This is a genomic window from Longimicrobiaceae bacterium, assembly GCA_035936415.1.
In the GTDB taxonomy this organism is placed as follows: domain Bacteria; phylum Gemmatimonadota; class Gemmatimonadetes; order Longimicrobiales; family Longimicrobiaceae; genus JAFAYN01.
Window position 1 is genome coordinate 1 of sequence record DASYWD010000487.1, and the last position, 11,692, is coordinate 11,692.

Sequence of the window (11,692 nt, forward strand, 5' to 3'; positions counted from 1 at the left end):
GCGTCCGTCGCGGAGCGGCCGGACGGCCCGCCCCGCGACGGCTCCCCCAAGGGCGAGCGCCATGCCCGACGCGGCGCATTTCGCAAGCTATTGCCCTGCAAAGATTTACCGAACGCGAGGAGGAGCCCGCGGGGCGCGGGAGGGCCGCATTCCGCAGGGGTTCAGGCAAACCGCAAGCGGGGGCGGAGAGCGAATTTCGGCGCCGCGGGCAGCGTTCTTGCCGCGCGCCGCCGTATGGCTACGAAGATCCGGATCGTGCAGACCACCCGCTCCGAGACGCGGGTCCAGGGCGGGCGGCGCGTCGTCCTCGACTTCCGTGAGGAGGGGGGCGACTCCGTCCCCGCGATCCTCCTCCTGCCGGACGCCGCCGAGCCCGCCCCGGGGGTCCTCCTCCTGCACGGGTACTCGTCGCGCAAGGAGCACATGGCCGACAACGTGGGCCGCGCGCTGCTGGAGGAGGGGGTCGCCAGCCTGGCGGTAGACCTCCCGCTGCACGGCGACCGGAGCGACCCGCTGCAGGCGCAGTCGGCGCGGAACCCGCTGGCGGTGGTGCGGCTCTGGAGGACGGCGCTGAAGGAGGCGGGGCTGGCGGTGCGCTACCTGGGCGCGCGGAAGGAGGTGGACGCGGCGCGGCTGGGGGTGGCGGGGTACTCCCTGGGCTCGTTCCTGGCCGTGGGGATGGCGGCCGGCGAGCCGAAGGTGCGCGCCGTGGTGCTGGCCGCGGGGGGCGACCTCCCGGCCGGGACGCCGCTCGCCACGGTCGCCCGCACCGTGGCCGACCCGCTCCGCGCCGTGCGGAAGCTGGCGCCGCGGCCCCTGCTCATGGTGCACGGCCGCGACGACCGCACCGTGCGCCCCGACCAGGCGGAGCGGCTCTTCGCTGCGGCCGGCGAGCCCAAGGAGCTGCGGTGGTACCCGGCGGGGCACTACCTCCCCCCCGCCGCCATACACTACGCCGCGGAGTGGCTTCGGGAGAAGCTGTAGCGTCCCGGCGTGTCGCCGCGCCGCCGCGCCTTCCGCCGTCTGGCACCGCGTGTGCACTGCTGGATCACGCGAAAAGATCCACCCCCGGCCGTCCCTGGCCGGCAACACCGGATCGCGACGAACGATGCCCGACCAACCGAACCCGAGCTCCGACGGCACCGAGCCCACCATCGCGCTGGTGGACGCTTCCAACGTGGCCCACTCCAGCGAGGGGGAGAAGGCCCGCCTGGAGAACATCGCCCTGGTCTGCCGCAAGCTGATCGAGGAGGGGATGGAGCCCATCGTGGTGGCCGACGCCTCCCTCCGCCACCAGATCGACGACTCCGTCGGCTACGAGGAGCTGGTGGAGGCCGGGAAGATCCGCCAGGCCCCCGCCGGGACCGACGCCGACTACTTCCTCCTGTCCTTCGCGCGCGAGCTGGACGCCAGCGTGGTCTCCAACGACCGCTTCCGCGACCGGCAGGAGGCCTTCCCCGAGGCGCGCGAGCGGGTGATCCGCTACATGATCGTGGCGGAAGAGGTGGTGCTGGAGCGCCGGACCAAGCGCCGCAGCGACTGACGCGCCGCCGTCCGCGGCGGCGCCATGCGTTTCCCCGGCCCCTGCTTGTCCGACCCGTCGCCGGGGGGTATGATTCTGCGTCCCGCAGCCGGGCGGCCCGCCTCCGCCCGGACCCTCCCCATGTGTTTCCCCGCAGGCGATCCGTGAGAGACATCGCGCTGTACCACGGCGACGGCCAGGGCTGGATCGAGGTGGTCACCGGAAGCATGTTCAGCGGCAAGTCGGAGGAGCTGATCCGCCGCGTCCGGCGCGCCCTGATCGCCCGGCGCCGCGTCCAGGTGTTCAAGTCCGCGCTGGACGACCGCTACGACGGGGTCCGCACCATCAGCTCGCACGACGGCTCCGGGGTCGAGGCGATCCCCGTGCGCTCCAGCACCGAGATGCTGGAGAAGGTGCACCGCGACACGCAGGTGATCGCGGTGGACGAGGTGCAGTTCCTCGACGAGGGGATCGTGGAGGTGCTCTCGCTCCTGGCCGACCGGGGGATGCGGGTGATCGCGGCGGGGATCGACATGGACTTCCGCGGCGAGCCGTTCGGGCCCATCGCGCGCATCCTCTCCATCGCCGAGACGGTGGACAAGCTGCACGCCATCTGCGTGCGCTGCGGCGGCCCGGCCACCCGCAACCAGCGGCTGGTCGACGGCGAGCCGGCGCCGTACGAGGCCCCCACCATCCAGGTGGGCGGCGCGGAGAGCTACGAGGCGCGCTGCCGCCGCTGCCACGAGGTCCCCTCGGCCACGCGCGACCAGACCACGCTGGTGGACCTGCTGTACGCCGAGCCGGAGGACGCTGTGGTTCTCACGCTGGAGAACCTGCGCCGCCGCGCCTGACCGGCCCCGCCGCCGACGTCCACCCCGACCCCACGCACATGACCCCGCGCGCCCTCCGCGCCCTGGCGCCGCTCTGCCTGGGCGCCGTATTCGCCGCGTCCGCCCCGGCCGCCGCCGCGGCCCAGGAGCCGCGCCCGCTCACCGCGCTGGACCTGTACCACCTGCGGACCGCTTCGGGCGTCGCCGTGTCCCCGGACGGGCGGCGGGTGGCGTACGTCGTCACCCGCGCCGACTCGGCGGAGAACCGCTACAAGCGCGACCTGTGGATCGCGAACGCGGATGGCTCCGGCGCGCGGCGGCTGACGTGGACCGAGAGCGCCAACTTCGGCGACCCCGCCTTCTCGCCGGACGGGCGGTTCCTGGCCTTCACCTCCGCGCGCGCGGGCGGGAAGGCGCAGGTGTGGGTGCTCCCCCTCGCCGAGGGCGGCGAGGCGTGGGCCCTCACCGACCTGAAGACCGGCGCCGCGAACCCGGCCTGGTCGCCGGGGGGCGACCGCATCGCCTTCACCTCGTCGCTCACGCCGGAGGAGCTGGCAGGGGACGCGGGCGCACGGCGGGACAGCGCCCGCGTGGACGCCGCCGCCATGCGGAACATCCATCGCGACCGCGCCGCCGCGCTGGCGGCCATCCGCGCCAAGCTGGAGGAGAACGAGGGCCCCGGGGGCCCGCGCCGCGTCACGCGCCGCAACCACCTGGGCGAGACGGCGCTGGCGGAGGAGCGCTGGGCGCAGCTCTACGTGGTGGAGGCGCGCCCCGGGGCGAAGCCGCTGCGGCTCACCGCCACCGCCTTCCCCGCGGGCGCGCCGTCGTGGTCGCCGGACGGGCGCTCCCTGGCGTACGCCGCCACCCAGCCGCCGGAGGGGCGCCACCCCGACTTCGAGGACGACTCGGACGTGTTCGTGATCCCCGCCGCCGGGGGGACGCCGCGCCGGATCGCGGAGCCGCGCTTCACCGCCACCAACCCGCGCTTCTCCGCGGACGGCCGCTGGATCGTGTACCAGCGGCAGCCGTACGACACCGTGTTCCGCACCGCGGTCAACTCGGAGCTGGTGGCGATGCGCGCCGACGGCACGGAGCGCCGCAGCGTGACCGCGGCGCTGGACCGCGGCGTCTCCTCGTTCGCGCTGACGGACGACGGATGGCTGTACTTCACAGTGCAGTCGGAGGGCGCGGTGCCGCTCTACCGCACCCGCCTGGACCGGATCGACCCGCGCCGGGTGGTGTCCGGCCCGCGGGGCGTCACCTCGTTCGACGTGGCGGGCGGCACGGTCGCCTGGGCGCAGATGCACCCGCAGCGCCCCAGCGACGTGTACGCGGCGCGCGCGGATGGGTCGCGCGAGCGGCGCCTGACGGCGCTGAACGACTCGCTCCTGGCGCGGGTGTACGTGGGCGACTACGAGGAGATCTGGTATCCCTCGTTCGACGGGCGCCGGATCCAGGGGTGGATCGTCCGCCCCCTGGGCTTCCGGGAGGGCTCGCGCCCGCCGCTGGCGGTGGAGATCCACGGCGGCCCGCACTCCATGTGGGGGCCGGGGGAGGCCACCATGTGGCTGGAGTACCAGACGCTGGCGGGCGCCGGGTACACCGTCTTCTTCTCCAACCCGCGCGGCTCGGGCGGCTACGGCGCCGAGGGGCTGCAGAGCATCCATCGCAACTGGGGGACGCCCCCCGCGCGCGACGTGCTCGTGGGCGCGGACAGCGTGCTCGCCCGCGGGCTGGCGGACCCGCAGCGGCAGGCGGTCACCGGCGGGAGCTACGCCGGCTACCTGACGAGCTGGATCATCGCCAAAGAGGCGCCGGAGCGATTCGACGCCGCGGTGGCGCAGCGCGGGGTGTACGACCTGGGGATCTGGTGGGGCGCCTCCAACACCTTCGAGCTGTTCGAGGGGGAGTTCGGGGTGCGCCCGTGGGAGGATCCGCAGATCGTGCGCGAACAGTCGCCCATCACCTACGTGGAGAACGTCCGCACCCCCCTGCTGATGCTGCACGGCGAGGTGGACTACCGCACCACGCTGGCCGGGGCGGACGCGATGTACCGGGCGCTGATGGCGCTTGAGAAGCCGGTGGAGATGGTGCGCTACCCGCGCGAAGGGCACGAGCTGACGCGCTCGGGCGAGCCGGCGCACCGGGTGGACCACATGCTCCGGATCCTGGAGTGGTTCGAGCGGCACGTGCGGTAGGGCGGCGGGCCGGTTCCAGGGGGCGCACTCCTTGCGGTCGGAGCGGGCCCGATCAGAGCTGCCCCTGAGCCTGGAGCGCCGAATGCCCGACCAGCCGCCGGTGTGGAACCCGATCTCCCGGCTTCCTCCTCGCGACGAGGAGAGCGGCAGCTACAACGCCATCGTGGAGACGCCCCGGGGGAGCCGGCACAAGTACAAGTACGAGGAGGCCACCGGGCTCTTCAGCCTGAGCGGGGTGCTCCCGGCGGGCGCGGTCTTCCCCTACGACTTCGGCTTTCTACCCGGCACGAAGGGCGAGGACGGCGACCCGCTCGACGTCCTCCTGCTCCTGGACGACACGGCGTTCGCGGGCTGCCGCATTCCCGCGCGCCTCCTCGGCGCGATCGAGGCCGAGCAGACGGAGGAGGGCGAGACCGTCCGCAACGACCGCCTGATCGCGGTCTCCACGGAATCGCACAACCATCGGCACGTCCGCACGCTCGATCAGCTTGGGGAGAGCCTGCTGGGCGAGATCGAGCACTTCTTCATCTCCTACAACGAGATCAAGGGGAAGAAGTTCTCCCCCATCGGCCGCGCCGGTCCCGACCGCGCCGAAGCGCTGATCCGCGAGGCTCTCACCGATCCGGGCACGTAGCTCCGGACGTGCCGCCCTGCAGGCTGTTCCCGCCGGAGGCCGACCGACACCCGAACCGGGCAGTCACGATGAGAAGACGGCAGTCGTACTGGCGCGGCTTCGCTCTCTTCCTCCCCATGCTCGGGGCGGTCCTCCTCTGGCGTGCCGGCTACATGCCCGGGTGGGTGTACGAGGGTCCGCTCCGGGACGAGGTGAAGCGCCGGACCGGCTTCGACCTCGCGGACCGGGGCTCCCTGAACGCGCCCGAGGTCGAGCTGATCGGGACCGAGCCGGTGCCCGGTCCGACCCCGGCCGTGGTGGCGGAGTTCGAGAACGTCGGCGAGCGGCCGGTTACCGAGTACCGCGTGGTCGCCGCCTTTCGCACGTCCTGGGACGAGGAGGGGCCCCGGAGCCGGGTCACGTACCTGGCGGGCAGGGGGCAGGCGCCGCTCCAGCCGGGCGAGCGCCGCCGCATCCGGCTGGAGAGCAGCAGGCCGTACGATCCCCGCACCCTCACCGGGAAGCCCGCCCCCATCGTGGCCGACCTCTACTGGGGCGGCTCGTTCGAGTTCGATGGGACGCGCACCCGGTCCAGGCGGGACCCACCCAACGAGATCGAGCGCCTGGCCCGGTGGTACAACCGGCAGCCGGACGTGACCGACATCGTCGTCCGCCCCTGAGTCGCGCGACGGACGCGGGCTGCTAGAGAGCACTCCACCGAACCAGGAGAAGAAGATCCTTGACTAACATACCGACCGGTCTGTATCATGTGAACCATGATGAGCGCAGCCACCCCCCGCCGCCCCGACGCCACCCGGCAGAAGATCCTGGAAGCCGCCTTCGTGGAGTTCTACCGCAACGGCTTCCAGGGCGGCAGCCTGAACCACATCGTGGAAACCGCCGGCGTCACCAAGGGCGCCCTCTTCCACCACTTCGCCGGGAAGCAGGACCTCGGCTACGCGGTCGTGGACGAGGTCATCGAGCCCCTGCTCCGGCAGCGCTGGCTCGACCCGCTCACCGGCTCGGCCGACCCCGTCGCGGACCTGAAGCACGCATTCCGCCGGTTCATCCGCGAGGACGTCGAGAGCGGCGCCTGGGTGCAGGGATGCCCGCTCAACAACCTGGCGCAGGAGATGTCGCCGCTCGACGAGGGGTTCCGCACCCGGATCGAGACGCTCTACGCCGCCTGGCGGGCCACCTTCGCGGAGGCGCTCGCCGACGGTGCACGCCGGGGGAAGGTCAGGTCGGACGTGGACCCCGGAGGCGCGGCGGCGCTGATCGTAGTGTCGCAGATGGGGATCTGGGGCACCGGGAAGTACTCGCAGGACGAGGCGCTGATGACGCGGGCGGGCGAGGCGCTGTGCGGATACCTCGACACGCTCGCCGGCTGACGCAGCACGCAGTGAGCGGGACACATGCGGGTCGGCGGTACCCACCTTCACCCCTTCCGGAGCCAGCCATGAGAGAGATCACGCCCTACCTCAACTTCGACGGGAGCTGCCGCGAGGCCATGACCTTCTACCAGCGGTGCCTCGGGGGCGAGCTGCACGTCATGACCTTCGCCGACGGGGGGTTCGATTCGACTCCGGGCGCCGAGGAGCGGGTGCTCCACGCGCGGCTGGTACGCGGCCCGACGATGCTGATGGCCTCGGACACCATGCCCGGGACGCCGTACCAGCAGGGCACCGACATCCACCTGAACTTCTTCCTCGACAGCGACGAGGAGGTCGAGACGCTCTACCCGGCGCTCTCGGAGGGAGGGCAGGAGGTCATGGCTCCGCACGACGCCTTCTGGGGCGCGCGCTTCGCCATGTTCGTCGACCGCTTCGGCGTACACTGGATGCTCAACCACGAGCGGCAGCCGCACGGGTAGGGCGGCCCGGCTCCCGGCTCTCTCCGGCGGCTCATCCGAGCCGCCTGGAGAGCAGCCAGTCGTAGATCCGGTCGTCCCGGTAGGCGACGGTGGCCGAGCCCACGTGGTCCTGCCCCTCGTCCAGGTACAGGCGGTCGCCCGCGGGCTCCCCGACCACCGGCTCCAGCCCCAGCGCCCGGACGAAGGCGGCCGTGCCGCGCCGGGCGATCTCCCCCACCGAGAGCCACACCGGGCGCTCCGGGTCCCGCGACGGGACCCGCGTGGGGTCCACTGGCCAGAGCGCGGCCCACGTCCCGGGCTGCAGCAGCGCCAGGTCGAAGACGCCGTTCCCGCCGAAGCTGAACCCGGTCAGGTACATCCGCTCCGGGTCCATCGGGTGCGCGGCCCGGAGCTGCTCCACGATCTCGCGGACGTCCTTGGCGTGGCGGTGCCAGAGGTCCCCGGCGCGAGGGAGCTGCGGGGCCACCACGATGAAGCCCTCCAGGGCACGGGCCGAGCTCCCCGGGCGCAGGGGGCCGTGGCGGGCCACCCCGCTGCGGATCTCCACGGGAGCCGCCTCGTCGTACCCGTGCAGGAAGCAGAGCAGGGGGAGCGGGGCGGGATCGTCCCCGCGCGAGGCCGGGACCGAGAGCAGGTACGGCAGGGGAGCCGATTCGACGACCCGCAGGTCAGGCGTCGACATTCGCCCATCTCCTCTCGAAAGTGGTCCGTCCACGAGCCGTGCTCACGCGGAGGGCCCCCCGAGCATCTCGCGGGCGCGGGCGAGCCGCCTCCGCATCTCCTCCAGGTCTCCCTGGTGCGCGGGCTGCTCGATGCCCCGGACGGCGTCGAGGATCGCCGGGTCGACTCCGGGCCAGTCGGAGGGATCGGCCTCCATCACCAGTCGCGCGCTGTCGGCCGCGGCCCTGGCCGCGAGCTCCGTGCGCGCCTCCGCGGTCTGCTCGGGGTCCTCCGCGGCCACGAGCGCCGCCTTGATCGACGCGAGCGTCTCGTCGATGGAGGCCAGGAGAGCGGTCTCGGTGAACGTCATCTGCCAGCTCCTCGGTCTCGGTGCATCCGTCCGCCCCGGTCGGCGGATCGAGGTCGGCGTCTGACGCAGGACGTGGGCCGGAAGCCCGGCATCGTCGGCCGCCCGCCCTCGCAGCTGCCTGGCGTTCCGACGGGGCCCGCTGCATCTTCGTACGAGCTCCGGGCATTCTGACGAATGCGCTCTCTCGGTGTATCCCTCTCCCTTCGATCCCTGAATGCGATCTCATCCGCTGGGCTTCATCGCCCTCGCTCTCCTCCTCCTCGGAGGCACCACGGCGGCCGCGCAGGAGCGTCGGCCCCTCGGGATCTCTGAGGCCGTCGACTCGGCGGGGCTGGTGGCGAAGCTCGGGGCGCTCCCCGCCCTGCCGACCGGGAAGCGCGCGGTGATCAACGTCTACTTCTCCAACTCCGGCGAGCCCGATTCGGTGGGGGTCATGACGGAGTCCCGGGTATCCCCGGAGGTCCGCCCCGGACTGCTCGAGGCGGTGCGGTCGAGCCTCCGCATGCTCCCGGCGGACACGGCGGACCGCGGCATCATGCTCGCGCTCACGACGGGTAGCAGAGCGGTACTCACCCGGCCGACCGAGAGCCCCCCGCAAGTAACCAACACGTCATCGATCAACCGGTTGATCGATGACTTCAGCCGAAAGCACCGCGCGGAGCTCTCGGGAGAGACAAGGACCGCGATGCTGAAGTTCCTCATAAATACCGAAGGGCGGGCCGAGCAGGCGGAGATCCTCCGGTCGTCCGGCCTGAGCGCCGTGGACGCGGAGGCCGTGCGAATCGCCGGCCTGTTCCGCTTCCGGCCGGGGATGTTCGAGGGCCACTCCGTGCCCGTGCTGGTCACCATGCCGATCACGTTCGGCCCCTGAGGGTGCGACCACGTTCGTGTCCCGCCGATGAAGACCGTGGCGGATCCGCGCGTGCTGCGCTCGCTGGTGGAGCGCCTGGGGAGGCTGCGCAGCGACAGCGAGCGACGCTGGGGAACGCTGACCGCGCACGAGATGCTCTGTCACCTGGGCGACACCACGGCCATGGTCCTCGGCACCCGGCCGAAGCATCCTCCCTCGCCCGTGCGCCAGCGCCGCCTGGTGAGGTGGCTCGGGCTGTGGGCCCCCGTGCCCTGGCCCCACGGCTGGCGGGCCGCGCCGTCCAACGATCCGAAGGCCGCGGGCACCCGGCCGACGGATTTCGCGAAGGACCTGGCGAGGGCGGTCGAGGGGCTGGAGGGGATCGCCGCGGCCGCTCCGGGGAGCCTGGTTCCCGCGCACGGGTTCTTCGGGACGATGTCGGTGCGCGACTGGCAGCGCTGGGCCTACCGGCACACGGAACACCACCTGCGGCAGTTCGGCGTCTGAGCGTACCTGCTGAAACTCCGCGGCCGGGCTCCCCGTATCCTCCCAACGCGGCGCCACGGCTGGCGCCGCGCCCCTTCACACCCCCGGGCCAACGCACTCCCATGCCCCTGCCGGACATCGCGGTGCTGCTCGCAATCGCCCTCGGCACCCCCGCCCTCGGCGCTCTCCTCTGGCGGCGCGGCGTGCGCGGCCGGCGGTTCTTCACCGCGATGTGGGTGGGCTTCTACGGGCTGGTCCTCACGGTGATGATGACGGCCCACTGCCTGGACGTGCTCTCCCGCCTGTACGTCGGGCGCGGATACGACGGCGCCGCCTTCCCGTACGACTTCCGCGCCTACGCGCTCCTGCTCCTGGGTGCCCTGGTCGTCGGCTGCGGAGCCCGGGTGCTGCGGGCGGGGCTCGGTCTGGGCAGCGCGGATCCCGCATCCCGCCGAGAGGGGATCCGCGTGACCGTGGCCGTGCTCGCCGTCGTGGCCCCGCTGATCCCGATCCACTCCTTCTTCGCGATCCCGCTCACCGTGCTCGGGGTGCTCACCCTGGCGGTGCTGCTGTGGGCGGCCCCGAAGCCGGCGGAACGGGTGCTCGCGCCGCCGCTCCCGGAGCCGCGTCCCGTACCGGAGCCCGTCGGCGTCTGACGCCGGCGGGCGGCGGCCGTCGCCACGAAGGCCCATCACCCCCACTCGTCGTCCGCGTACGCCTTCTCCTCCTCGTCGGCCACGATGCGGCGGAGCGCTTCCTCGAAGGTGGCACGCTCGTCCATGGCGTGCGCCTGCGCCTCGATCCACACGCCGCGCAGCACCACCTCCAGCAGCGACACCGCCTGTCCCTCGCGCGTGCGCCGCAGCTCCGCGGCGCGGCGGGCCAGGGGGAGCAGCTCGTCCGGGATGTCCGCTTCGGGCGGGAGGTAGGCGGCGCCCGCGGTCTCCGGGGTGCGCCCGTCGCCCACCGCCTGCTTCGGGGGCGGCGCGGGGGCGAACATCGCCGGGTCGCCGGAGATCCGCACCGCGATCGTCCCCGGCCCGAAGGGCTGCCACCACTGCACCAGCTTCCCCGTCAGCTCCCGCAGCAGTCCTTCCACCGCCAGCCGCACCGGGCTCTTGCGCGCCGCCTCCGTCCTCCGCCCCCGCTCCAGCACCAGCAGCAGCTCCGTGCCCGGGTGCTCGTGCGCATGCATCTGGATCCAGCGGAGCACGCGGTCGCGCGCGGTGGCCGGCCCCTCGCCCTGGAGGTCCAGCCGCCGCGTGGGCGGGTAGTGCCGTGCCTCGTACTCGCGGAACAGTTCGTTGAGGTTTGCCAACGGAGCCTCCGGTTCTGGACGCGAGGGCGCCCGCGGCCACCCACGCGGCGCCGCGGCCATCTAACCCGCCGCGGGAACACGCCTTGCAGGGTTCGGGCCCCCGGTAGGCGCGGGCCGCGCCGCGCGCCGGAAGGGACCTGCAACCACACGGACACGCCATGGCACGCTACGACCGCAACTACGACTACGGCCTCCGGGGCTACCGCGAGACGACCTGGCCCACCGGGCCGGGCGCCCGGCCCCGTGCATGGGGCAACCAGGACTTCGCGTATCCCCGCGCCGCGCCGGGCGGGTACTCCAACCGGGTGACCGCCAGCTACAACCGGGACTACACCTACGACCGCCCGTACCGCGGAACCGAGCGCAACTACAACCCGTACGGCGGCGACCGCATCGGCCGGATCGGCGACAACCAGGACTACCTGCACCGCTACAACACCATCGGCGGGACCCACACCTCGCGCGGCGGCTACCGGCCGTTCCCGGAGGTGCCGCGCGATCCGCTGGAGGACAACATGCGGTTCGGCTACGACTGGGACCTCCGCACCCGCCGCAACTTCTAGCTGCCCGGGGACGGAAAGACCCCCTCACCCGGCGCTCCTCGACCCTCTCCCCGCAAGGGGGAGAGGGTCGAGGAGCCCCTTTGTCGTGCTCCCCTCCCCCCTGCGGGGAGGGGCCGGGGGAGGGGGTCCGCCGGAGCTGCCGACGCACGCGGGACCCGCTCTAAACCGCAGGGAACAGGCAACAGCCTGCAGCTACAGACGGCGCCCCCACCGGGATCTCCCCGGCGGGGGCGCACTCTCGCACTCCCGCACTCCCCTACGCCGCCCTCCCCCTCCGTGCGCCCCGGCCGCGCCGCGCATCCACCCTCGACCGCCGCCGCCGGCCGCGCCTGCGCCAGCCGTCCAGGGACACGACGCCCGCGCCGTCCTCCCGCTCCTCGCCGTCCGCCTCGCGGCGGAATGCGGC

The 11,692-nt window shown here is 73.0% G+C and carries 15 protein-coding genes; 12 read left to right on the forward strand and 3 right to left on the reverse strand.

What is annotated here, in order from left to right; all coding sequences use genetic code 11:
• Positions 1–234: 234 nt before the first annotated feature.
• The 8 genes from VGR37_19725 (at position 235) to VGR37_19760 (ending at position 7,039) form a co-directional block, all read left to right on the forward strand.
• Positions 235–984, forward strand: coding sequence for an alpha/beta fold hydrolase (locus VGR37_19725; protein HEV2149639.1), 750 nt, complete (start codon positions 235–237; stop codon positions 982–984).
• Positions 985–1,108: 124 nt separating this feature from the next.
• Positions 1,109–1,543, forward strand: coding sequence for a hypothetical protein (locus VGR37_19730; GenBank protein ID HEV2149640.1), 435 nt, complete (start codon positions 1,109–1,111; stop codon positions 1,541–1,543).
• Positions 1,544–1,686: 143 nt separating this feature from the next.
• Positions 1,687–2,373, forward strand: coding sequence for a thymidine kinase (locus VGR37_19735; protein ID HEV2149641.1), 687 nt, complete (start codon positions 1,687–1,689; stop codon positions 2,371–2,373).
• Between the two features lie 38 nt (positions 2,374–2,411).
• Positions 2,412–4,553 (forward strand): S9 family peptidase, encoded by a 2,142-nt coding sequence (locus VGR37_19740; GenBank protein ID HEV2149642.1) that lies wholly within the window; start codon positions 2,412–2,414, stop codon positions 4,551–4,553.
• Between the two features lie 82 nt (positions 4,554–4,635).
• Entirely contained in the window at positions 4,636–5,187 is a 552-nt protein-coding gene (locus VGR37_19745) for an inorganic diphosphatase (GenBank protein ID HEV2149643.1), read from the forward strand.
• Positions 5,188–5,255: 68 nt separating this feature from the next.
• Positions 5,256–5,846 carry a hypothetical protein gene (locus VGR37_19750; GenBank protein HEV2149644.1) on the forward strand — a complete coding sequence of 197 codons (591 nt, stop codon included), beginning with the start codon at positions 5,256–5,258 and terminating at the stop codon, positions 5,844–5,846.
• Between the two features lie 99 nt (positions 5,847–5,945).
• Positions 5,946–6,557 (forward strand): TetR/AcrR family transcriptional regulator, encoded by a 612-nt coding sequence (locus VGR37_19755; GenBank protein ID HEV2149645.1) that lies wholly within the window; start codon positions 5,946–5,948, stop codon positions 6,555–6,557.
• 68 nt (positions 6,558–6,625) lie between these two features.
• On the forward strand, positions 6,626–7,039 hold the full coding sequence (locus tag VGR37_19760) for a VOC family protein (GenBank protein HEV2149646.1): 414 nt from the start codon (positions 6,626–6,628) through the stop codon (positions 7,037–7,039).
• A 31-nt stretch (positions 7,040–7,070) separates the two neighbouring features.
• Here VGR37_19760 and VGR37_19765 read toward each other — a convergent pair whose 3' ends face one another.
• Positions 7,071–7,721: a hypothetical protein gene (locus VGR37_19765; protein HEV2149647.1), complete on the reverse strand. Its 651-nt coding sequence runs from the start codon at positions 7,719–7,721 to the stop codon at positions 7,071–7,073.
• Between the two features lie 42 nt (positions 7,722–7,763).
• On the reverse strand, positions 7,764–8,069 hold the full coding sequence (locus VGR37_19770; protein HEV2149648.1) for a hypothetical protein: 306 nt from the start codon (positions 8,067–8,069) through the stop codon (positions 7,764–7,766).
• A gap of 214 nt (positions 8,070–8,283) precedes the next feature.
• On the opposite strand from VGR37_19770, the gene VGR37_19775 reads away from it, so the two are divergent.
• From VGR37_19775 to VGR37_19785, 3 genes are all read left to right on the forward strand, one after another.
• Positions 8,284–8,940 carry an energy transducer TonB gene (locus VGR37_19775; protein HEV2149649.1) on the forward strand — a complete coding sequence of 219 codons (657 nt, stop codon included), beginning with the start codon at positions 8,284–8,286 and terminating at the stop codon, positions 8,938–8,940.
• 27 nt (positions 8,941–8,967) lie between these two features.
• Positions 8,968–9,426 carry a DinB family protein gene (locus VGR37_19780; protein HEV2149650.1) on the forward strand — a complete coding sequence of 153 codons (459 nt, stop codon included), beginning with the start codon at positions 8,968–8,970 and terminating at the stop codon, positions 9,424–9,426.
• A gap of 101 nt (positions 9,427–9,527) precedes the next feature.
• A complete protein-coding gene (locus VGR37_19785; protein ID HEV2149651.1) occupies positions 9,528–10,061 on the forward strand; it encodes a hypothetical protein in 534 nt (177 codons plus the stop codon).
• Between the two features lie 35 nt (positions 10,062–10,096).
• On the opposite strand, the gene VGR37_19790 is transcribed toward VGR37_19785, so the two are convergent.
• A complete protein-coding gene (locus VGR37_19790; GenBank protein HEV2149652.1) occupies positions 10,097–10,723 on the reverse strand; it encodes a hypothetical protein in 627 nt (208 codons plus the stop codon).
• A 158-nt stretch (positions 10,724–10,881) separates the two neighbouring features.
• On the opposite strand from VGR37_19790, the gene VGR37_19795 reads away from it, so the two are divergent.
• Entirely contained in the window at positions 10,882–11,286 is a 405-nt protein-coding gene (locus VGR37_19795; GenBank protein ID HEV2149653.1) for a hypothetical protein, read from the forward strand.
• The last annotated feature ends 406 nt before the right edge of the window (positions 11,287–11,692 follow it).

Bases quoted from the DNA above. Each gene is read 5' to 3' on its own strand.
- VGR37_19725 (HEV2149639.1), top strand. From the start codon at position 235: ATGGCTACGAAGATCCGGATCGTGCAGACCACCCGCTCCGAGACGCGG.
- VGR37_19730 (HEV2149640.1), top strand. From the start codon at position 1,109: ATGCCCGACCAACCGAACCCGAGCTCCGACGGCACCGAGCCCACCATC.
- VGR37_19740 (HEV2149642.1), top strand. From the start codon at position 2,412: ATGACCCCGCGCGCCCTCCGCGCCCTGGCGCCGCTCTGCCTGGGCGCC.
- VGR37_19745 (HEV2149643.1), top strand. From the start codon at position 4,636: ATGCCCGACCAGCCGCCGGTGTGGAACCCGATCTCCCGGCTTCCTCCT.
- VGR37_19750 (HEV2149644.1), top strand. From the start codon at position 5,256: ATGAGAAGACGGCAGTCGTACTGGCGCGGCTTCGCTCTCTTCCTCCCC.
- VGR37_19755 (HEV2149645.1), top strand. From the start codon at position 5,946: ATGAGCGCAGCCACCCCCCGCCGCCCCGACGCCACCCGGCAGAAGATC.
- VGR37_19760 (HEV2149646.1), top strand. From the start codon at position 6,626: ATGAGAGAGATCACGCCCTACCTCAACTTCGACGGGAGCTGCCGCGAG.
- VGR37_19765 (HEV2149647.1), bottom strand. From the start codon at position 7,721: ATGTCGACGCCTGACCTGCGGGTCGTCGAATCGGCTCCCCTGCCGTAC.
- VGR37_19770 (HEV2149648.1), bottom strand. From the start codon at position 8,069: ATGACGTTCACCGAGACCGCTCTCCTGGCCTCCATCGACGAGACGCTC.
- VGR37_19775 (HEV2149649.1), top strand. From the start codon at position 8,284: ATGCGATCTCATCCGCTGGGCTTCATCGCCCTCGCTCTCCTCCTCCTC.
- VGR37_19780 (HEV2149650.1), top strand. From the start codon at position 8,968: ATGAAGACCGTGGCGGATCCGCGCGTGCTGCGCTCGCTGGTGGAGCGC.
- VGR37_19785 (HEV2149651.1), top strand. From the start codon at position 9,528: ATGCCCCTGCCGGACATCGCGGTGCTGCTCGCAATCGCCCTCGGCACC.
- VGR37_19795 (HEV2149653.1), top strand. From the start codon at position 10,882: ATGGCACGCTACGACCGCAACTACGACTACGGCCTCCGGGGCTACCGC.